This window comes from Streptomyces sp. NPDC107559 (genome assembly GCF_055657365.1).
Map to the genome: position 1 here is coordinate 269,791 of NZ_JBVKBD010000005.1, position 19,965 is coordinate 289,755.

At 73.9% G+C, this 19,965-nt stretch carries 18 protein-coding genes and 1 pseudogene; 12 read left to right on the top strand and 7 right to left on the bottom strand.

Features of this window, described 5'->3' with window-relative positions; genetic code table 11:
• Window positions 1-26 precede the first annotated feature (26 nt).
• The 3 genes from ACZ7OY_RS18370 to ACZ7OY_RS18380 all read right to left on the bottom strand — a co-directional run bounded on the left by ACZ7OY_RS18370 (window position 27) and on the right by ACZ7OY_RS18380 (window position 3,894).
• Window positions 27-857, bottom strand: a complete 831-nt coding sequence (locus tag ACZ7OY_RS18370) for a DUF2637 domain-containing protein (protein ID WP_471912294.1) — start codon at window positions 855-857, stop codon at window positions 27-29.
• 326 nt (window positions 858-1,183) lie between these two features.
• On the bottom strand, window positions 1,184-2,962 hold the full coding sequence (locus ACZ7OY_RS18375) for a M16 family metallopeptidase (protein ID WP_471912295.1): 1,779 nt from the start codon (window positions 2,960-2,962) through the stop codon (window positions 1,184-1,186).
• Window positions 2,963-2,976: 14 nt separating this feature from the next.
• Window positions 2,977-3,894, bottom strand: a complete 918-nt coding sequence (locus tag ACZ7OY_RS18380; protein ID WP_471912296.1) for a hypothetical protein — start codon at window positions 3,892-3,894, stop codon at window positions 2,977-2,979.
• A 304-nt stretch (window positions 3,895-4,198) separates the two neighbouring features.
• Between ACZ7OY_RS18380 and ACZ7OY_RS18385 the strand changes: the two genes are divergently transcribed.
• The 8 genes from ACZ7OY_RS18385 (at window position 4,199) to ACZ7OY_RS18420 (ending at window position 11,130) form a co-directional block, all read left to right on the top strand.
• Entirely contained in the window at window positions 4,199-4,570 is a 372-nt protein-coding gene (locus ACZ7OY_RS18385; protein ID WP_471912297.1) for a holo-ACP synthase, read from the top strand.
• 74 nt (window positions 4,571-4,644) lie between these two features.
• The gene (locus ACZ7OY_RS18390; RefSeq protein ID WP_471912298.1) at window positions 4,645-6,081 is read left to right on the top strand and encodes an NAD(P)H-hydrate dehydratase; all 1,437 of its coding nucleotides are present in this window, start codon (window positions 4,645-4,647) and stop codon (window positions 6,079-6,081) included.
• A 185-nt stretch (window positions 6,082-6,266) separates the two neighbouring features.
• A complete protein-coding gene (locus ACZ7OY_RS18395) occupies window positions 6,267-6,566 on the top strand; it encodes a hypothetical protein (RefSeq protein ID WP_471912299.1) in 300 nt (99 codons plus the stop codon).
• A 164-nt stretch (window positions 6,567-6,730) separates the two neighbouring features.
• On the top strand, window positions 6,731-7,645 hold the full coding sequence (locus tag ACZ7OY_RS18400; protein ID WP_471912300.1) for a L,D-transpeptidase family protein: 915 nt from the start codon (window positions 6,731-6,733) through the stop codon (window positions 7,643-7,645).
• Window positions 7,646-7,787: 142 nt separating this feature from the next.
• Window positions 7,788-9,053, top strand: a complete 1,266-nt coding sequence (gene alr, locus ACZ7OY_RS18405) for an alanine racemase (protein WP_471912301.1) — start codon at window positions 7,788-7,790, stop codon at window positions 9,051-9,053.
• Window positions 9,050-10,297, top strand: a complete 1,248-nt coding sequence (locus tag ACZ7OY_RS18410; RefSeq protein WP_384722860.1) for an alpha/beta fold hydrolase — start codon at window positions 9,050-9,052, stop codon at window positions 10,295-10,297. Before alr ends, ACZ7OY_RS18410 begins: the two co-directional genes overlap by 4 nt.
• Complete coding sequence (gene tsaE, locus ACZ7OY_RS18415) at window positions 10,263-10,775, top strand: tRNA (adenosine(37)-N6)-threonylcarbamoyltransferase complex ATPase subunit type 1 TsaE (RefSeq protein ID WP_471912302.1); 513 nt, start codon at window positions 10,263-10,265, stop codon at window positions 10,773-10,775. Before ACZ7OY_RS18410 ends, tsaE begins: the two co-directional genes overlap by 35 nt.
• A 163-nt stretch (window positions 10,776-10,938) precedes the next feature.
• Window positions 10,939-11,130 (top strand): hypothetical protein, encoded by a 192-nt coding sequence (locus ACZ7OY_RS18420; protein ID WP_471912303.1) that lies wholly within the window; start codon window positions 10,939-10,941, stop codon window positions 11,128-11,130.
• Between the two features lie 94 nt (window positions 11,131-11,224).
• Here ACZ7OY_RS18420 and ACZ7OY_RS18425 read toward each other — a convergent pair whose 3' ends face one another.
• A complete protein-coding gene (locus tag ACZ7OY_RS18425; RefSeq protein WP_471912304.1) occupies window positions 11,225-11,779 on the bottom strand; it encodes a hypothetical protein in 555 nt (184 codons plus the stop codon).
• A 259-nt stretch (window positions 11,780-12,038) separates the two neighbouring features.
• Between ACZ7OY_RS18425 and tsaB the strand changes: the two genes are divergently transcribed.
• The 4 genes and pseudogenes from tsaB to ACZ7OY_RS18445 all read left to right on the top strand — a co-directional run.
• A complete protein-coding gene (gene tsaB / locus ACZ7OY_RS18430; RefSeq protein ID WP_351612515.1) occupies window positions 12,039-12,695 on the top strand; it encodes a tRNA (adenosine(37)-N6)-threonylcarbamoyltransferase complex dimerization subunit type 1 TsaB in 657 nt (218 codons plus the stop codon).
• A complete protein-coding gene (rimI, locus tag ACZ7OY_RS18435) occupies window positions 12,692-13,222 on the top strand; it encodes a ribosomal protein S18-alanine N-acetyltransferase (RefSeq protein ID WP_471912305.1) in 531 nt (176 codons plus the stop codon). The genes tsaB and rimI overlap by 4 nt, the downstream gene beginning before the upstream one ends.
• Entirely contained in the window at window positions 13,215-14,348 is a 1,134-nt protein-coding gene (gene tsaD / locus ACZ7OY_RS18440) for a tRNA (adenosine(37)-N6)-threonylcarbamoyltransferase complex transferase subunit TsaD (protein WP_471912306.1), read from the top strand. The genes rimI and tsaD overlap by 8 nt, the downstream gene beginning before the upstream one ends.
• Window positions 14,345-14,599, top strand: a pseudogene (locus ACZ7OY_RS18445) (hypothetical protein); the annotation flags it as partial. The gene tsaD and the pseudogene ACZ7OY_RS18445, both read left to right, overlap by 4 nt.
• A gap of 355 nt (window positions 14,600-14,954) precedes the next feature.
• On the opposite strand, the gene ACZ7OY_RS18450 reads toward ACZ7OY_RS18445, so the two are convergent.
• The 3 genes from ACZ7OY_RS18450 to ACZ7OY_RS18460 form a co-directional block, all read right to left on the bottom strand.
• Entirely contained in the window at window positions 14,955-15,977 is a 1,023-nt protein-coding gene (locus ACZ7OY_RS18450) for a hypothetical protein (RefSeq protein ID WP_471912307.1), read from the bottom strand.
• On the bottom strand, window positions 15,974-17,428 hold the full coding sequence (locus tag ACZ7OY_RS18455; RefSeq protein ID WP_471912308.1) for a M48 family metalloprotease: 1,455 nt from the start codon (window positions 17,426-17,428) through the stop codon (window positions 15,974-15,976). The genes ACZ7OY_RS18450 and ACZ7OY_RS18455 overlap by 4 nt, the downstream gene beginning before the upstream one ends.
• A gap of 126 nt (window positions 17,429-17,554) precedes the next feature.
• Entirely contained in the window at window positions 17,555-19,888 is a 2,334-nt protein-coding gene (locus ACZ7OY_RS18460; protein ID WP_471912309.1) for a beta-xylosidase/alpha-l-arabinosidase, read from the bottom strand.
• Window positions 19,889-19,965 lie beyond the last annotated feature (77 nt).

The following is a 19,965-nucleotide window of genomic DNA, read 5'->3' on the forward strand; positions in this document are numbered from 1 at the left end:
CTGCCGGTGCGCCGTCCCGCCCGCGGTCAGCGGCGAGGCGATCTCGACGCGGCCGGACCGCTGCCGGTTCTGTCGGTCGCCGTGGGGGCGGGGCGCTGCCGGTGGCGGGAGGCGGGCTGGCGTGGCGGCCGGGTCAGCGTGACCTGACGGACCAGCTGCTGGAAGCAGGCGAGGGACGCGACGGCCGGCAGAGCGGCCGCGGAGACACCGATGAAGGTCCGGTCGGCCTCGGCCACGCAGAGCATCATCGCGAGGCAGGAGAACAGCAGGACGACGAACCACGAGTGCATGGCGCGGCGCCGGTGCAGGGCGGTGCGCAGGATGGAGAGCGAGCCCACCATCCAGGGACCGTAGATCAGCAGGGGCCACCAGGTCAGGGCGCCGCCGCCCGTCGCGGCGGCGATGTGGCGCAGGGGCGCGTACGCCACCATGCCGCCGAACACGCTCACCATCGACACGATGACCGCGGCGAACGCGGCGATCGAGAAACTGACGGTCTGGAACCACGTGAGGCGGGGATTGCGGACCCGTACCTTGCGGTGTCCGGCGGACGTGTGCCGGATGGGCGGCAGCTCGGCCGTGATCCTGGCCAGGTTCTCCAACGGGTCGCCGGTGAAGCCGCGGTCGGGCGAGGCCTCGCTGCGCGGCGGCGGCACGGTGGCCGTCTGGTCCGCCGCTACGGCGTCCTGCAGGAGGTAGGTGAGTTCCTCGACCGGGTCCCAGCTCTCCTCCGGGTAGGCCGCAGGGTGCAGAGTGTCGGCGCTGCCCCCGTGCCAGCCGCCGGCCGGGCCGGGCGGGTAGGCGTCGGGGTGCCACTCGTGCCGGGCGAAGGAGAGATCCGGGTATTCGTCGGTCACGGCAGCTCCACCACGCGGGGCGCCGGTCGTTCACCGGCCGATGTCCCGGAGCGGGGCAGATCAAAAAACCTTGCTTTCGTCACATTCCACTAACGCGCCCTCCGCTCCGCCGGATGTGCGGCAATGGAGTGAGGTTGATCGGCGCATGGTTTGAGGGGGCGCGCTTCATGACACAGGAGCGCTCTTCGTGACAGGGGTGTGCCGGGCGCGCCGCCCGGGCCGACGATCGGATTCTCCGCCGAGTCCCCGGGCGGCCCCGGCGGTGGGCCGGGTGCGCACCCGAGCGGCGGTCCGGCGGCGGACCGGGTGCGCACCCGACGGGCGGGTCAGCGGCGTCTGCGCCGGCGTGAGCGGTGGAGCTGCCAGGTCACCAGCAGCAGCGGCAGGGCCAGCACCCATACGCCGACCACCGCGTCCCACTCGGGGTCCGCGGCGCCCAGCTCGTCGGCGGTGATCGCGGCGGACAGCAGGCTCCAGATCGCGGCGAGCGAGCCGACCAGCCAGAGGCCGAGGGTCCAGGCCCAGGTGGAGCGGCCGCTGCCCGGGGACTGCGGGGCGGACCGCCGTTCGCGGGGCCGGGGTATCTGCTGCGGGTCGCGGGCCGGCAGCGGGACCACCGCGGCCGTGGGGACGGACGCGTCGACCGCCGCGATCCGCTCCGGCGTCACACTCCGGTACAGGGTCGGCTCGACGGACACGCAGAAGCCGTCCGTACCGGTGAGACTGCGGGCGCCGTCGGGACGGGTGGTCATGACCGCGCAGGCGTCGTACCGGACGGTGACCGGGCCGCGGGGGGTGGCGAGGCTGACGCCCTCGTCGCCGATGACCAGGGTGATCCCGTCGTCCTCCAGGGACTGGTGGCGGGTGCCGACGACGGCCGCCTGCGAGTACTGCGGGGCCACCTCGAAGCCCGCCCAGTCGGCGCCCCGGCCGGGTACCTGGAGGAGCCCGGTCGACCAGGCCTCCCGCGCCACCTCGCGCAGATCGGCGAGCGTGACGGCGTTCAGCTCGGCCCGGTGCTGCTCGGGGGAGAGGAGGCGGTGGCCGAGCAGGAGGTTGAGCGCGTACGACGGAAGCGAGGAGGCGCCGAGGTCGGGAGTGTCGTACCGCTTGAGGATCTTGACCCGCGCCGAGTCCAGTTCGGACTGCTCGATACGGCCCGCGCGCAGCCGCGCCAGGGTGTCGACGAAGCCGCCGACCACCGCGTCCTGCTTCTTCGGCAGGGCGTCGGCGTACGCGGTGAGGGTCGCGTGGTCGGCGTCGCGCGGGGCGTAGTCGGCCTCCGCCGAGTACGAGTAGCCGCCCTCCTGGCGCAGGTCCTGGAAGAGGGCCCGGCCCAGTACGTCCGCGAAGACGGAGGCCGCGGTGGAGCGGCGCAGGACGGACGTGAAGACCACATGGCCGTCGTCGCCGTGGATGTAGGCGGGGGTCACCGGCAGCGCGCTGGTCGCCGCCGGGGCCGGGTGGCGGGTGCCGGTGGGCAGCGTGAGGTCCAGTCCGGCCGGCACGCTGTCGCTGGTCAGCCACAGCACCGCGTTGTCGCGGGTGAAGCGGGTCTCGGCCCAGTGCCGGACCTGGTCGGCGGTCAGACCCCAGGTGCCCAGCTCGTTGTAGCTGGTCAGACCGTAGCTCTGGGCGCCGTAGCGCCACAGCGGCAGCTGGGAGCCGGGGCCGCCGCTACGGCCCGCCGCCTCGGTGCGCAGGATCTCCTTCTCCGTCTCCAGCCGGGCGAGCGGCAGGTCGCGCAGGGCCGCGCAGACGCTGTTGAGGTACGCGACCACCTCGTCCTCGCTGCCGGTGACGTGGAAGAGGGTGTACGTGTTCGCCGTCGCGCCGTTGTAGTGCAGGTCGGACAGGCCCAGGCGGTGCAGGGCGAGATGCTCGACGAGATGGGTGATCCCGGCGGTGGCCAGGGTCTCGTCGGCGCGGCCCACCCGGAAGAAGAGACCGGCGGTGATCTCGCCGGGGCGCGGGGCGTAGAGGGTGGGGACGCCCTGGGTGGTGGTGTGGGATATCAGGCCGTCGAGGGCGGAGAGATCGGAGCCGGAGCCGGAGCCGGTGCGGACGGCGCTCGTGCCGCTGTCGGTGTGCGGTGGTGTGGTCATGTGCGGTCTCCTCCTCAGAGCGTCGCCAGCGCGTTGTTGCGGAACTTGGTGAACTGGCCGCGCCAGTCCGGCAGGTAGTGCCACGGGGACTCCGAGACCCGGTTGCCCAGCGCGGCGAAGTGCGGGGCGGCGTCCGCGAAGTGGCCGCCGATCGAGAAGGCCATCGCGAAGACGCTGTGCGCGCCCACGGTGTCCCAGCCGGGCCGGTGGTCGCGGTGCAGCACCGACACCTCGGCGGCGAACCGCAGGTCGTCGCGGACCGGCAGGCCCCGCATGTACGCCACGTCCGCGCCGCTGTCGAGGTCCAGCCAGTGCTCGATGTGGGCCTCCGCGACCAGGGCGCCCGCCACCGAACCGTCGGGCGCGGCGCTCGCGCACTCCCGGGCGAAACCGTGCGCGTCCTCCCAGGAGCCGCTCCACTTGGGGCACACCTGCTGGAGCAGCTGGACCTGCGCCCGGTAGTGGTGGGGGTGGTGGGCGGACAGCCGGTCGTAGCGGCGGCGGGCCTCGGCCTGCCCCAGTTCCAGACCGCGCACGGTGATCAGCCGGGCCGTCCAGGCGGGGGCGTACGCGGGCTGCTCGGCGCACACCTCGATCAGCAGCTGCTCGGCCTTGCGCAGCCAGGCGTGGAACTGGTCGAACTGGTCGCGCGAGACGTGCTTCGCGCGGGCGCCGCTGCGGATGTCCCAGCCGATGCCGATGTACCGCCTGGCCAGCAGGGTGCGCGGCAGCGGGTCGCCGGGCAGCTCGGCGGCCGCGCGCTCCAGGAAGCCCTCGACGCCGGCGATGTCGGAGAGCAGCCCCGAGGCGTAGGAGACCTTCTCGGCTGAGTCGAGGCCCGTGAAGAAGGCCCGTACGGCGGGCCAGTCGCCGGCCTGCGCGGCGGCGCGCAGCGGGGCGAGCTCGGGCAGGTAGTCGAAGGGGTCGGACACCAGGGCCCAAGCGCCCCCGTGCGTACCGTCGTACGCACCTCCGGATGTCCCGCCCCTGCCATTGCTGGAACTGCTCATTCCTCCGCCCCCTGGCGTCGCCGGCCGTTGCGCGCCGACTGGCCCCCAGGGCGCGCTGCTGTGCACGGTGTGTGATGTGGATGGTGTCACCCGCGCCACCTCTGCCACCTGCACCGCGTGCGTGGTGCAGGTTACGTGTGTGGCTCAAGTGATCAAGTTGCCGCAGGCTAGCAGTCCACTGTGACAGTCGCGCCGACGGCGGAACACCGGCCGTAGGGTGCTCGGCATGAGCATCATCGGGGTCGGTATCGACGTGGCCGAGATCGACCGGTTCGCGGCGTCGCTGGAGCGCACGCCCGGACTGGCGCAACGGCTGTTCCTGGACCGGGAGCTGCTGCTGCCCAGCGGGGCGCGCAGGGGCATCGCCTCGCTCGCGGCGCGGTTCGCGGCGAAGGAGGCGCTGGCCAAGGCGCTGGGCGCGCCGGCCGGTCTGCTCTGGACGGACGCCGAGGTGTTCGTCGAGGACAGCGGACGGCCGCGGCTGCGGGTGACGGGCACGGTGGCGGCCCGTGCGGCGGAACTCGGGGTGTGCTCCTGGCACGTGTCCCTCAGTCACGACGCCGGGGTGGCCTCGGCGGTGGTCGTGGCGGAGGGGTGACCCCGAGCCTGCCGGGGGTCCGAGCGAGGGTCGGAACCTGCGGGGTGCGGGTGCCGTAGGGAAGACTCGGACCCATGCGTACTGCGTACAGCGTGAAGACGGTGAGGGCTGCCGAACGGGAGCTGATGGCGCGGCTGCAGGAGGGCGCGCTGATGCAGCGTGCCGCCGCCGGACTGGCCGCAGCCTGCGCGGACTTGGCCGGGCGGGTCTACGGCACCCGGGTCGTACTGCTGGTCGGCAGCGGCGACAACGGCGGCGACGCCCTGTACGCCGGGGCCCGGCTGGCCCGCCGCGGCGCGGGTGTCACGGCGGTGCTGCTGGCCCCGGAGCGCACCCACGCGGGCGGCCTCGCCGCGCTGCGCCGGGCGGGTGGCGTGACGGTCGCCCCGGACGCGGCCGAGGCGCCGATCCGCCGGGCGGCTCTCGTCGTCGACGGCATCGTGGGCATCGGGGGCACCGGCGGTCTGCGTCCGGAGGCGGCGGCGCTGGCCGCGCTCGTCGAGGAGTCCCGCGCGGCCGTCGTCGCCGTCGACCTGCCCAGCGGGGTGGAGGCGGACACCGGAGAGGTACGGGGCGCCGCCGTGCGCGCCGACCTGACGGTGACCTTCGGGACGCACAAGCCGGGGCTGCTGATCGACCCGGCGCGCGAGTACGCCGGGTCCGTGCGGTTCGTGGACATCGGGCTCGGGCCCGAACTGCCCGTCGAGCCGGAGCTGGAGGCGTTGCAGCACGCGGACGTGGCCGAGCTGCTGCCGCTGCCCGGCCCGGAGAGCGACAAGTACCGGCGCGGTGTCGTCGGCATCGCCGCCGGGTCGGCGCGCTACCCGGGGGCCGCGGTGCTGGCCGTGGCCGGGGCGCTGCGGGGCGGGGCCGGGGCGGTGCGGTACGTGGGGCCCGCCGGGGACTCCGTCATCGCGCGGTTCCCGGAGACCCTGGTGTCGGACCGGGGGCCCGGGAACGCCGGGCGCGTGCAGGCGTGGGTCGTCGGACCGGGGGCCGGGGACGACGCGGACGCCGTGGCGGAGGTGCTGGCGACGGACGTGCCGGTGCTGCTGGACGCCGACGGGCTGCGGCTGGCCGAGCCCGGGGCGGTACGGGCGCGTACGGCACCGACCCTGCTGACCCCGCACGCCGGGGAGGCCGCCGCGCTGCTCGGCGTGGCGCGGGAACAGGTCGAGGGGGCGCGGCTGGAGTCGGTGCGGGAACTGGCGGGGCGGTACGGGGCGACCGTACTGCTGAAGGGGTCGACGACGCTGGTCGCGGGCCCCGGGGAACGAACCGTACGGGTGAATCCGACGGGCACGTCCTGGCTGGCCACGGCCGGGAGCGGGGACGTGCTGTCGGGGCTGGGCGGATCGCTGCTGGCGGCGGGGCTGAGCGCGGTCGACGCGGGGAGCGTGGCGGCGTATCTGCACGGGCTGGCGGGGCGGTTCGCCTCGGACGGGGCGCCGGCGGGGGCGCACGACGTGGCCGAGGCGATTCCGGGAGCCTGGCGGGACGTACGGGACTGAGGGAGAGCGGGTCGGAAGCGCTTTGCCGTGCCTGCGCAGTGAAGCGCGCCGATGACTGCCGGAGTCCGGCATTGCCGCCCCACGGCGGGTGGCGGCAGCATGCGTGCGTCCTGGTCGGGACGTCTTGACGCCAGTCCTGTCGACGCCAGTCTTGACGCCCGTGTTCGTCGTTCGGAGGAAGCCCTGTGGAATGGGTCGTCGGAATCGGCTTGGTCCTGGGCCTGCTGTTCATGGCCCTGGGAGTGGCTTCGATACGCACGGGGTGGACGCTGCCGTGGGCGCGCCGCCATGTCCGGCATCGCCGTGTCTACGGAACCGGAGCACTCCTGATGGGAGCGTCCTGCGTGTTGCAGGGGCTGTTCTACTTCGGTGCGCTGCCGACGCCGTCCTGGGAGGTCCGCTTCTTCGCCGCGAACGTGCTCCTGCTCACCGGAATCCTGCTGCTGGGAGCCGGTCAGCTGCCTGCTGCCCGGCGCAAGGGCTGAACGGGGGGCCCGGCTGATCGGGGGACCCCGCCGCGCGCCACCCTCCGTACGGTCCCCCATCACGATTCGCTGATCGCATGATCAGCGTACGAATGCGAAGAATCCGGGGAGTCTGGGGAGTCCGGGGAGTTCGGAGAGTCCGAGGAGGCCGGGGAGCGCGGGCGGTGCGGGGGATCGGCGCTCTGCTCGCCGCCGTCGCCGTGCTTCCCGCCGGTGCCGTCGCCGCCCAGGCCGCGCCCCGGCCTCCCGCCACGCTTTCCGTCACCGGTCCCGTGCCGGCGCCCGGCCCCGCCGCCGGTCCCGAGGGCGAACTCGTGCCGGGGGTGCCGCCGGGGCCGTACCAGCCCTGGCAGTTCGACACCCCCGACCAGATGCTGGCACCGAGGACGTACGTGCCCAGCGCCGCCGAGGACGCGGTCGAGCCGCGCGCCGCCGGGCGCGGGACCTACGCGCTGGTCGAGTACGTCCCGTTGGCCGATGCGGTCTCGGGCGTGACGTGCAGCCTGCGGACCGGGCCGTTCCAGCGACAGGTCGAGCGCTGGCTGAAGCTGAAGGAGGACGGGAAGCAGTCGGCGGCCGACTGCCGGGCGATCCGGGCGTTCCAGGAGAAGGAGAAGATCAAGCCCGCCACCGGGTTCGCCGGGACCGTGACCTGGGCGCGGATGATGCTGAAGTCCGCGAGCAAGGACCCCAACGCGGCCGGGAAGTGCCCGGTGCGGACGTACCGGGTGGCCTGTGTCGACCTCGACCGGCAGCTGACGTGGGTGCAGAAGGGGAAGAAGGTGCTGTTCGGACCCGTGCCGATGCGCAGCGGGCGGATCGGGCACCGGACCCGGCCCGGATGGCACACGGTCTACTGGCGGCACAAGAACCACGTGTCGACGATCTACCACACCCCCATGCCGTACTCCCAGTTCTTCGACGGCGGAGAGGCCTTCCACGCCGTGTACGGCAGTCTCTACACGACCGTCGGCTCCTGGGGCTGCGTGAATCTGACCCTGGGCGACGCGCGCACCTTGTGGGACGTGCTGAAGCAGAACGACCGCGTGTACGTGTGGGGGCACAGGCCGGCGCCTTAGAACTCCGGACCCGGGCCGGTGCCGTAGTCCCGCCCACCCGGGCCGGTGCCGTAGTCCCGCCCACCCGGGCCGGTGCCGTAGTCCCGCCCACCCGGGCCGGTGCCGAAGGGCCGCCGCACCCCTCTGAGACACTGGGGGCGCCATGAATGAGACAGCACCTTCGCCGACCGCCCCCCTGCGTGCCCGCGCCGAGATCGACCTGGCGGCCCTGCGGGCCAATGTGCGTACCCTGCGCGCCCTCGCGCCGGACGCGGCCCTCATGGCCGTCGTGAAGTCCGACGCGTACGGCCACGGCGCGGTCCGCTGCGCCCGAGCGGCCCTCGACGCGGGAGCGACCTGGCTCGGCACGGCCACCCCCGAGGAGGCCCTGGCGCTGCGGGCCGCCGGCCTGCCGGGGCGGATCATGTGCTGGCTGTGGACGCCCGGCGGGCCCTGGCAGGAGGCGATCGAGGCCGACCTCGACGTCTCCGTGAGCGGGATGTGGGCGCTGCGGGAGGTCACACGGGCGGCGCGGGCGGCCGGTGTACCCGCGCGGGTGCAGCTCAAGGCCGACACCGGGCTCGGCCGCAGCGGCTGCCAGCCCGGCGAGGACTGGGCCGAGCTGGTCGGCGCGGCCCTGGCGGCCGAGGCCGAGGGGCTGGTCCGGATCACCGGGCTCTGGTCGCACTTCGCCTGTGCCGACGAACCCGGGCATCCCTCCATCGCCGCGCAGCTCGGCCTCTTCCGGGAGATGCTGGCGTACGCGGAGGCACGAGGGGTCCGCCCCGAGGTGCGGCACATCGCCAACTCGCCCGCCACGCTGACCCTGCCCGAGAGCCACTTCGACCTCGTGCGGACCGGGATCGCCGTGTACGGCATCTCGCCGAGCCCCGAACTCGGCACCCCCGCCGACCTCGGGCTGCGCCCGGTGATGACGCTGTCGGCGTCCCTCGCGCTGGTGAAGCGGGTCCCGGCCGGTCACGGGGTGAGCTACGGCCATCACTACGTCACCCCCGGTGAGACCACCCTCGGCCTGGTGCCCGTCGGCTACGCGGACGGCATTCCGCGGCACGCCTCCGGCAGCGGACCGGTCCTCGTCGACGGCAAGTGGCGCACGGCCGCCGGCCGGATCGCGATGGACCAGTTCGTCGTCGACCTCGGCGGCGACGAGCCCGAGCCGGGCTCCCGCGCGGTCCTCTTCGGCTCCGGCGACCGGGGCGAGCCCACCGCGGAGGACTGGGCCCAGGCCGCGGGCACCATCGCGTACGAAATCGTCACGCGCATCGGAACGCGCGTTCCTCGCGTCTACGTGAACGAGGAACCGGGGACAAGTACGACGACCACCACGGCCACGGCCGACCCGGCCGGTGCGGCGACGGCGGCCGGTCCGGCCGTCACGGCCGACACGGGGAAGAGGAGCGGTACGTGAGCGAGAGCAGTGCGGAGGCCGTCGCGAGCGCCACAGCGGCCGTCGCCTCCGCCGCGGCGGCGTCCGGCGGCTGGCGCAGGACGACCGGTCTCGCCGGTGCCGCGATAGGCGTGCTGGCCGCGGGCGCGGCCGCCGGCGTCGCCATCGAGCGGATGACCGTCGGACGCGGGATGCGCAGGCGGGCCCGGCTCGCACTGGACTCCACCGGCCCCTACGGCGCGCTGCGGGGCACCCCCGGCAAGGCGTACGCCGACGACGGCACCGAGCTCTACTACGAGGTCGACGACGTCGAGCCCGAGGGCGGCCCGGCACCCCGCAGGCGCCGGCTCTTCGGCCGCAAGGCCCCCCTCCCCGTCACCGTCGTCTTCAGCCACGGCTACTGCCTCAACCAGGACTCCTGGCACTTCCAGCGGGCGGCGCTGCGCGGTGTCGTACGGACCGTGCACTGGGACCAGCGCAGCCACGGCCGGTCCGGGCGCGGGGCGGCGCAGAACGGCGGCGGTGCGCCGGTCACCATCGACCAGCTGGGCCGGGACCTGAAGGCCGTCATCGACGCCGCCGCGCCGGACGGACCGATCGTGCTGGTCGGCCACTCCATGGGCGGGATGACGGTGATGGCGCTGGCGGCCCTGTACCCGGAGCTGATCCGCGACCGGGTGGTCGCCACAGCCCTGGTCGGTACGTCGTCGGGGCGGCTCGGCGAGGTCAACTTCGGGCTGCCCGTCGCCGGCGTCAACGCGGTGCGCCGGGTGCTCCCCGGTGTGCTGAAGGCGCTGGGGCAGCAGGCCGAGCTGGTGGAGAAGGGGCGCAGGGCGACGGCGGAGCTGTTCGCCGGGATCATCAAGCGGTACTCGTTCGCGTCCCGGGACGTCGACCCCGCGGTCGAGCGATTCGCCGAACGGATGATCGAGAGCACGCCGATCGACGTGGTCGCCGAGTTCTATCCGGCGTTCACCGACCACGACAAGACCGAGGCGCTCGGGCTGTTCAAGGACATGCCGGTCCTGGTGCTCGCCGGGGTCCGGGACCTGGTGACGCCCAGCGAGCACAGCGAGGCCATCGCCGGTCTGCTGCCGGACGCCGAACTCGTGCTCGTGCCGGACGCCGGGCACCTGGTGATGCTGGAACACCCGGAGGCGGTGACCGACCGCCTCGCCGACCTGCTCACCCGCGCCGGTGCCGTGCCCGCAGGGGCTACCGTGGGTGGCTATGGAAGCACCAGCAGCACCGCACAGCCCGGCTGACCTCGAACTGACCGTCACCTCGCCCGACCAGATGCGCGAACTGGGCCGCCGTCTGGCCAAGCTGCTGCGCCCGGGCGACCTGGTGATGCTCAGCGGCGAGCTCGGCGCGGGCAAGACCACGCTCACCCGCGGGCTCGGCGAGGGCCTCGGCGTGCGCGGCGCCGTCACGTCGCCGACCTTCGTCATCGCCCGGGTGCACCCCTCGCTCGGCGACGGCCCTCCGCTTGCGCACGTCGATGCCTACCGGCTGGGCGGCGGACTGGACGAGATGGAGGACCTCGACCTCGATGTCTCCCTTCCCGAGTCCGTGATCGTCGTGGAGTGGGGCGAGGGCAAGGTCGAGGAGCTGACCGACGAGCGGCTCCAGGTCCGTATCCACCGGGCCGTGGGCGACACGACCGACGAGGTGCGGCACGTGACCGTGACCGGCCTCGGGGAGCGCTGGAGCACGGTCGACCTGAGCGTTCTTTCGGCCTGAGGCCGTCCGGGACGGGTCCCGCGCCGGCTGGGACGTTCGCATGAACGTTCCGACAATCCGTCGGCAAGATGTTGCGCCGGGTGCTCCGGGCGTGGTCACATGGTATCCAGTTCGTAGTTAGGTCTACCTAACCACGTCCGCCCCCGGCCCCCAGGAGGCGTCCATGCCGGCCACGGAACCCCAGGCGCAGCCCGCGCAGCGCGGGTCGGCCCTGCGCGGCCTGTCCCAGCGCGGACCGTCGACGAGCAGACCGTCGATGCGTGAGCTGCTGGCCTCGTGCGCGGCCGCGGACGCGATCTCCACCCCGCCCCGCGCGCCCGACGAACTGACGGAGGGCCGCCGAGAGGCCGCCTGACCGGCGAACGGGCGGTGGGTCGCCGAGAGGCCGCCTGGCCGGCGAACGGGCGGTGGGCCGCCGAGAGGCCGCGTGGCCGGCGGAGAACCGCCGTTCAGCGGATCACGACGACCTTCTGGCCGATCGTCGCGAACACCCACATCGCGTCGCCGTCCTTGCGGGACTCGCGGATGCCGCCCGTCTTCACGCTCGTGTCGGAGGGGTCCTCCGGGGGTTCCACGGCCGCGCTGAAGCCGATGACCACGTCGCCCGCGTCGGCGAAGCGCACGACGTGCTCGATGGGGGTGCCGTCCGTGCCGGTGACCGCCTTCGAGCGGGAGGTGACGAAGTAGGAACCCGGCTGCGGGTCGACGCTGCCCGGCGTGACCGCGAAGGTGCGCTCGACCCGGCCGCTCCCGCCGACCAGCCACACCCGGTCGTCGTCCACCGAGTACACGACCCGTTCACCCGTACCGGAGTTCTTCGGCAGCGCGGTGGGGTTCCTCTTGTCCCGGGGAGCCTTCGCGGCCGCCTTGGAGGCCGCGCCGGCCGCGGCGCCGACGTCGAAACCGGCCGGGACGGTCGACGAGGCCTGGTAGGCGAGGAAGGCGACCGTCGCCACGGCCGTCGCGGTCAGCCCGGCCACGAATCCCGCGCTGCTGCTTGCCACCGCTGCCACCTCTGCATCCGTACCGAGAGCCGTACGCCGTGCCTCCCGGCGACGTTAGCAGCCGGGTCCCGCCCGGCCCGGGCGTGCGAGCGCGCGGCCGGGTCCCGTGTCGGACCCTCGCGGGCTTCCCGCCGCACCCCGGCCCGGGCATCCCCGTACCCCGGCCCGGGCATCCCCGCACCCGGGCCGCGGTCTTTTCCGTACCCCGGGCCGGGCAACAGCGCGTCCGGCACGGGCCGCGGAGCCGTAGGCTGTTTGCGTGCTCTTGCTCGCTCTGGATACCGCCACCCCCGCCGTCACCGTCGCGCTGCACGACGGCACGGACGTCATCGCCTCGTCGAGCCAGGTCGACGCCCGCCGGCACGGCGAGCTGCTGCTGCCGGCCGTCGACCGTGTGCTCGCCGACGCCGGGCTGAAGCTCGACGCCGTCACCGCGGTCGTCGTCGGCACCGGACCCGGCCCCTACACCGGGCTGCGCGTCGGTCTGATGACCGCCGACACCTTCGGGCTCGCGCTCGGCGTCCCGGTGCACGGCCTGTGCACGCTGGACGGCCTCGCGTACGCCGCCGACATCGAGAAGGGCCCCTTCGTCGTGGCGACCGACGCCCGCCGCAAGGAGGTCTACTGGGCGACGTACGCCGACTCCCGCACCCGGCTGACCGGCCCCGCCGTCGACCGGCCCGCCGACATCGCCGACCAGGTGGCCGGGCTCCCGGCCGTGGGCGCGGGCGCGCTGCTCTACCCCGACACCTTCCCGGTCGCCCGCGAGCCCGAGCACGTCTCCGCTGCGGCCCTCGCCTCGCTGGCCGCCGAGAGGCTGGCCGCGGGCGAGGAACTGCCCGAACCCCGGCCGCTGTACCTGCGCCGGCCCGACGCGCAGGTGCCCAAGAACTACAAGGTGGTCACCCCCAAGTGACCGAGCCCGTGACTCCGCGTCTGCGCGAGATGCGCTGGTGGGACATCGACCCCGTGCTGGAGCTGGAGAAGGGACTCTTCCCCGAGGACGCCTGGTCGCGGGGGATGTTCTGGTCCGAACTGGCCCATGCGCGCGGCCCCGGGGCGACCCGGCGGTACGTCCTGGCCGAGCACGAGGGCCGGGTCGTGGGCTACGCGGGCCTGGCCGCCTCCGGAGACCTGGCGGACGTGCAGACCATCGCCGTCGCCCGTGACCATCAGGGCACCGGCCTCGGCTCCCGGCTGCTGACCGAACTGCTGAGGGCCGCGACCACCTTCGAGTGCGCCGAGGTCATGCTCGAATGCCGGGTCGACAACGTCAGCGCCCAGCGGCTCTACGAGCGTTTCGGCTTCGAGCCCATCGGCTTCCGCCGCGGCTACTACCAGCCGGGCAACGTCGACGCCCTGGTGATGCGCCTGACCATGAAATCCGGCAGCGGCTCCGCCGAGGGCTCCACCCCCGAACAAGGAACAGAGATCAATGGCTGACGAACCCCTGGTCCTGGGGATCGAGACCTCCTGCGACGAGACCGGCGTCGGCGTCGTCCGCGGTACCACCCTGCTGGCCGACGCCATCGCGTCCAGCGTCGACGAGCACGCGCGCTTCGGCGGGGTCGTGCCGGAGGTGGCGTCCCGCGCGCACCTGGAGGCGATGGTGCCGACCATCGACCGCGCGCTGAAGGAGGCCGGGGTCTCCGCGCGCGACCTGGACGGCATCGCGGTCACCGCGGGACCCGGTCTGGCGGGTGCCCTGCTGGTCGGCGTCTCGGCGGCGAAGGCGTACGCCTACGCGCTCGGCAAGCCGCTGTACGGCGTCAACCACCTCGCCTCCCACATCTGCGTCGACCAGCTGGAGCACGGCGCGCTGCCGGAGCCGACGATGGCCCTGCTGGTCTCCGGCGGCCACTCGTCGCTGCTGCTGTCCACGGACATCACCTCCGACGTCCGCCCCATGGGCGCGACCATCGACGACGCGGCGGGCGAGGCCTTCGACAAGATCGCCCGGGTGCTGAACCTCGGCTTCCCCGGCGGCCCGGTCATCGACCGGTACGCCAAGGAGGGCGACCCGAGCGCCATCGCCTTCCCGCGCGGACTGACCGGGCCGCGCGACCCGGCGTACGACTTCTCCTTCTCGGGACTGAAGACGGCCGTGGCCCGCTGGATCGAGGCCAAGCGGGCGGCGGGGGAGGAGGTGCCGGTGCGTGACGTGGCGGCGTCCTTCCAGGAGGCGGTCGTGGACGTGCTGACCCGCAAGGCCGTACGGGCCTGCAAGGACGAGGGCGTCGACCATCTGATGATCGGCGGCGGTGTCGCCGCCAACTCCCGGCTGCGGATCCTCGCCCAGGAGCGCTGCGAGGCGGCCGGGATCCGGCTGCGCGTGCCGCGCCCCAAGCTGTGCACCGACAACGGCGCGATGGTGGCCGCGCTCGGTGCGGAGATGGTCGCCCGGGGCCGGTCCGCGTCCGACTGGGACCTCTCGGCCGACTCCTCGCTGCCGGTGACGGACCCTCATGTACCGGGCCGCGGGCAGGAACACGGCCACGGCGACAGCCACGGTCACAGTCACAGTCACGATCATGTGCACGAGGTCAGCAAGGACAACCTCTACTCATGACCGTCGCGCTGATGTGGGAGGCGCGGGCGGCGAGCGGGCGCGGCGCCGAACTGCTCGCCTGGGCACGGGAACAGGAACTGCCCGGACCGCAGCCGCTGCGCCGGGAGACCTTCCGCGCCCCCCAGGACCGCGTTCTCGTCATCACCTGGTGGGACGCGCCCCACGACGCCGACCTGCCCGAACTCCCCGAACCTGAGCCGGGGTTGGTCACCCGGGCGGTGCACCGCTGGCGGTTCGAGCAGGTGGCGGAGGCACCGGCGCCACCGGAGCCGTCCTGGTACGGCGTGCGGTGCGTCTTCAGACACAGCGACCTCGGGGTCTACGAGGAACGGGTGACCCTGTGGGCCGCCGGGTCACCGCAGGAGGCGATCGAGCGGGCCGAGGCCGAGGCCGTCGAGTACTGCGAGGACCTGGACGACGCCGCGTATGTGGGGTTCGCCGAGGCGTACACGAACGACGGGCCGCCCGAGGAGGGCGCGGAGGTGTTCTCCCTCATGCGGGACAGCGAGCTGCCGCCGGAGGAGTACGTACGGCGGTACTTCGCCACGGGGGCCGAGCGGACCGGGTGAGTGTGCCGGTGTCCCGCGGGACACCGGCACGACCGGCTCAGGGCTGGGGTGCGGACAGCGCCCAGACCGAGGTGAGCAGGGTCGGTACGAACAGGGTGAAGCCCACCACCGCGACCAGTGTGCCGCCGCCCATCAGGAAGCCCCCGAGGACGCCGAGCACGGTGCCCAGCGCGGCGATGCCCGCGCCCGGCCACCACCACGCGCGCGCGGGGCGCAGTTCGGCGTCGGCCGGGCGGACGAAGGCGTCCCGCAGGTCGAGCCGGCCGACCTCGTGGTCGTCGAGAAACACCTTCGTCGGCGGCTTCCGGCGCAGCCGCCCCAGCGGCACCAGACGGGTGCCGTCGGCCAGCCGCACCACGGCGGGCCGGCTGCCGCGGGCGTGCACGGTCACCGGTGCCTGGCCGTCCGTCAGCTCGTCGAGGGCCGGGTGCCACATGACCCGCTGCCAGCGCTCGGTCGGCTTCACCACCTCCGACGGCTCCGGCCGGTCGGCCGGCTCGGGCAGGTCGGCCTCCGACAGCAGCAGCCACGTGCTGTTGGAGTTCTGGAACGTGTTCTGCAGGTTCAGCCGCTCCCCGCGGCGCACCGCGGCCGTCATGGGGCGGCCCGGCCGCCGGGCCGCCAGCCGGAACCGCAGTCCGCGCCAGAGCCAGATCGCGCCCAGCGGGACGAGGACGGCCCCGCCGAGCACGGCGGGCACCCAGCGGTCGTCCTCGGCCGCGGTCTCGTCGGGGTCCACCGGGAAGCCCTGCGGGTCCGCCTCGGCGGGATCGTAGGAGACCTTGAAGTGCTTGCCCTCGGTGTAGCGGTCGGTGTCGTAGACGCCGAAGCGCTGGACGTGCGGGTGGCCGTCCGCGTCGGTCCAGCGCACCCGGATGTCCTCGTCGTCGCCGATGCCGTCCTCGACGATCAGCCCGTCGGTCTTCGCCGTGGCCCGGTCGCGGGCGTGCTCGTAGGCGAAGGCGTGTCCGACGAGCCAGCCGGCGAACAGGGCGTAGCCGACGACCGTGACGGTGAATCCGAGGAGCGCGACGCGCAGGGCGGGTCCCGGGCGCCTCATGCGGCCGTCTCCTCACGGGGCGTGGCCGCGGCCGCCAGCAGGGCTCGTACGGGCTCGGGGTCCCCGTTCTCCAGGGCGGCGTCGATCGGCTCGTACAGGTCCACGACGGTCGTGCCGTCGGGCGCGACCAGGACGCTGTTGATCCAGCGGTTGGCGTGGGTCCAGCCGGCCGCGTGCAGCACGGACTCCAGCCCCTGGACCACCGCGGTGCTCACCACCTGCGGGGCGGCCACCGACCGCACCGTGGCAGGCATCCAGCGCAGCTGCGGTTCGAGACGGCGGGCCAGCCGCGGCCAGCTGCCGTCGGCGACGGTGTCCAGGGCGGCGGCCACCGCCTCCTCGGGCGCCTCGTGACCGGTGGCGTGCTTCAGCAGCGTGAGGCCCGTGCGGTCGCTCAGGGCGTGCAGCCGGTCGTCGGGCAGGTCGAGCAGACGGATGGGGCGCCGGTCGTCCGCCGGTGTGTCCTCCAGCTCGGCCAGCAGGCGCACGCACCAGCGCTCGACGGACTCCGCGGTCCGCAGGGCGAGGGGCGCGCCGGTGTACGACGTGGCCGCCTCGACGTCGGCGGGCAGCGCGGCGATCCGGTGGCCGAGCGGCGGATGGTCCTCGACGGCGTACGGGGAGGCGGCGGCCATTTCTTCCTCCGACGTGACGGAGAGGACGCTGCGGTCGGCCACGAGCGGTTCGGCGAGGGCGCTCTCCAGGGCCTCGTACAGGTCCTCGGGGTAGGTGTCCTCCTCGGCCGCCGAGAACACCCAGTCGGCGCCCAGGCCCTCGAACGCCGCGTGGATGATCCCGGTCCGGCGCAGCGCCTCGGCGGTGGCCGCGGTGCCGGCGACCCGGACGGCGTCGGCGTCGGCGGCCGTCTCCGCCTGCCACATCTGCGGCTGGCTGGCTCGCAGCAGCGGTGCGGCCAGCGGGCCGAGCGGGCGGAAGCGACCGTCCATCCGGTCCGCGAGACAGGCGCGGGCGAACCGCAGCGCGTTCGTGCGCCGGTCGCGCGCGTGGTGGAGGTGCGCCAGCTCATGGGCGACGACCGAGGCCAGCTGGACGTCGGTCAGCATGCGCAGCAGGGGCAGACCGAGCAGCAGGACGTAGGTGCGTACACCGTCGACCTTCGCCGGTCCCATGGACGCGTCCACATCGGGGACGATCCGTACCAGCAGCGGCTCCCGGAAGCCGACCCGCTCGGCCACGTCCTGCACCAGCGCGACCAGTTCCGGTTCGTCCTCGGGCCGCACGGCCCGGCCGGGCAGCCGGTCCCGGCCCATGAAGCCGCGCGTGGCCCCCGTCACGAACATCCCCACCAGCCACACCAGCGCCCACGGGGTGTGGAACACCAGGCTCGCGATGATCAGCGCGATGCCGACGACGACGTGTGGCAGCCAGGCCACGGCCAGCATCGTGCCGATGAGCAGCCACTCGCGGAGCGGCTGCGGTCGTATGTCCATGGGGGTGCGTTCCTGTCACGTGCGTGCGCCTGGGGTGTCGGCGGATTCTGGCACACGCTGTGAACACATCTGTACGAATATCGGCTACGGACGGATCACGTTGTCCGGCCGCTCACGCGCCTTCGCTCACGCGCCTTCGCTCACCTCGCAGCGCAGTCGGCGGTCCGGCCCCAGGACCCGTACCGTGCCCGTGAGGGTCAGCCGGGCCGTGTGCCGGATCTCCGCGCTGGAGACGCCCAGCCGCAGTTCCAGCGCGCCCGGTTCGACGATCCGGCGTCCCGCGCGGTCGGTGAAGGCGGACAGGTCCGGGTGGAAGTGGAACGTCACGCGCCGCGCCTCGCCCGGCGCCAGTTCCAGCCGCCGGTAGCCGATCAGACGGACGTCGGGGCGGGTCACGGACGCCACCGGGTCGTGCAGGTACAGCTGCACCACCTCCGCGCCCGCCCGGCCGCCCGTGTTGCGGACGGTCACCGACACGTCGTACGTGCCGTCCGGGCCCTCCCCGCCCGTGCCGTCGGTGCCGAGCACCGCCTCGGGGCCCTCGAAGTCCTCCCAGGCGAACTCGGTGTAGGAGCGCCCGTGCCCGAAGGCGTACAGCGGGGTCGGGTCCAGGTTGCTGACCTCGCCCGCCAGGCCCAGCGGCGGCTGGAGGTACGTCCACGGCTGGCCGCCCGGCAGCCGCGGCACGCTCACCGGCAGCCGCCCGGAGGGGTTGACGCGGCCCGACAGCACCCCCGTCACCGCCGGGCCGCCCTCCTCCCCGGGGAAGAACGCCTGCACCACCGCGCCCAGCCTGCCCTCCCAGCGGCCGAGCGCGTACGGGCGGCCGGTCAGCAGGACCAGGACCACCGGGACGCCGGTCGCCACCAGCCGGTCCAGCAGCTCGCCCTGGCGGCCCGGCAGGTCCAGGTCCGCCACATCGCAGCCCTCCCCGGACGTGCCGCGGCCGAACAGACCGGCCCGGTCGCCCAGGACGGCCACGCACACATCCGCCTCCGAGGCCCGCGCCACCGCCTCCTCGAAGCCCGAGTCGTCCGGGTCCGAGACTCCGCAGCCCTCGGCGAAGGTGACCTTCGCGTCGGGGAGCTCGGCGCGCAGCGCCTGAAGCACCGTGGGGATGTCGATCCCCATCGGCACCTGCGGGTGGTGCGTCAGCACGTGCGAGGGGAACGAGTAGCAGCCCAGCATCGCGAGCGGGTCCGCCGCCCGCGGGCCGACGACCGCCACACGCGCGTCGGGGGCCAGCGGGAGGATGCCGTCGGGGTTGTCCAGCAGGACCACCGACTCCTCGGCGAGGCGCCGGGCCAGCGCGCGGTTCGCCGCCGAGTCCAGGTCGACGGAGGCCGTCGGCTCCGGGGACCAGTCCTCGTCCAGCAGACCCAGTTCGCACTTCTGGAGCAGGACGCGGCGGGCCGCCCGGTCCACCAGGTCGGCCGGGACCGTGCCCTCCCGCACGGCCGCGACCAGGTCCCGCCCGTAGCACTTCAACGTCGGCAGCTCCACGTCGATGCCGGCCGTGAGCGCCAGCCGGGCGGCCTCGGCGGGCGAACCGGCGACCCGGTGCAGGGTCTGGAGGAAACCGATGCCGAAGTAGTCGGCGACCACCGTGCCCGTGAAACCCCACTCCTCGCGCAGGAGTCCGGTCAGCAGCCAGGGGTCGGCCGAGGCCGGCACGCCGTCCGTCTCGTTGTACGCCGCCATCACGCTGCGCGCCCCGCCCTCGCGCAGCGCCATCTCGAAGGGCGGCAGCGTGATGTCGGCGAGTTCGCGCAGGCCCGCGCGGACCGGCGCCAGGTTGCGGGCGCCCACCGAGGACGCGTACCCGGCGAAGTGCTTGAGCGTGGCGACGATCCCGGCCGACTCCAGGCCGCGCACATAGGCGCTGCCGACCGTGCCGACCAGGTACGGGTCCTCGCCGATCGTCTCCTCGACCCGCCCCCAGCGGGGGTCGCGGACCACGTCCAGGACCGGGGCCAGGCCCTGGTGCACGCCCACCGAGCGCAGGTCGCGGCCGATGTGCCGGGCCATCTCCTCGACCAGCGCCGGGTCGAAGGTCGCTCCCCAGGCCAGCGGTACGGGGTACGCGGTGGCCCGCCAGGCGGTGAAACCGGCCAGGCACTCCTCGTGGGTGACGGCCGGGATGCCGAAGCGGCCCGCCGCGGCGATACGGCGCTGGGCGCGGGCCAGGGCCAGGGCGCCGAGGTCCGGGTCGACGGGGGCGGTGCCGAAGGGGCGGGTGAGCTGGCCCAGGCCGAGGGTGATCAGCTCGGCGAAGTCCTGGTCGGTGAAGCCGTCGGTCATCTCGTGCTGGTGCGGGGCGACCCCGTCGCCGTCCGTGTCGGCTCCCACCCACACTCCGTACAGCTGGGCGGTCTTCTCCTCCAGGGTCATCCGGGCCAGGAGGTCGTCGACGCGGGCGGCGGCGGACCGAGCGGGGTCACGCCAGGGGGAGGTGGTCATGAAGCTCCACTCGGTAGGAGGTGTTCGGGGTGCTGATGACGCCAGTGCCGAGGGTGCAGTTCGAATGTTTCGATATG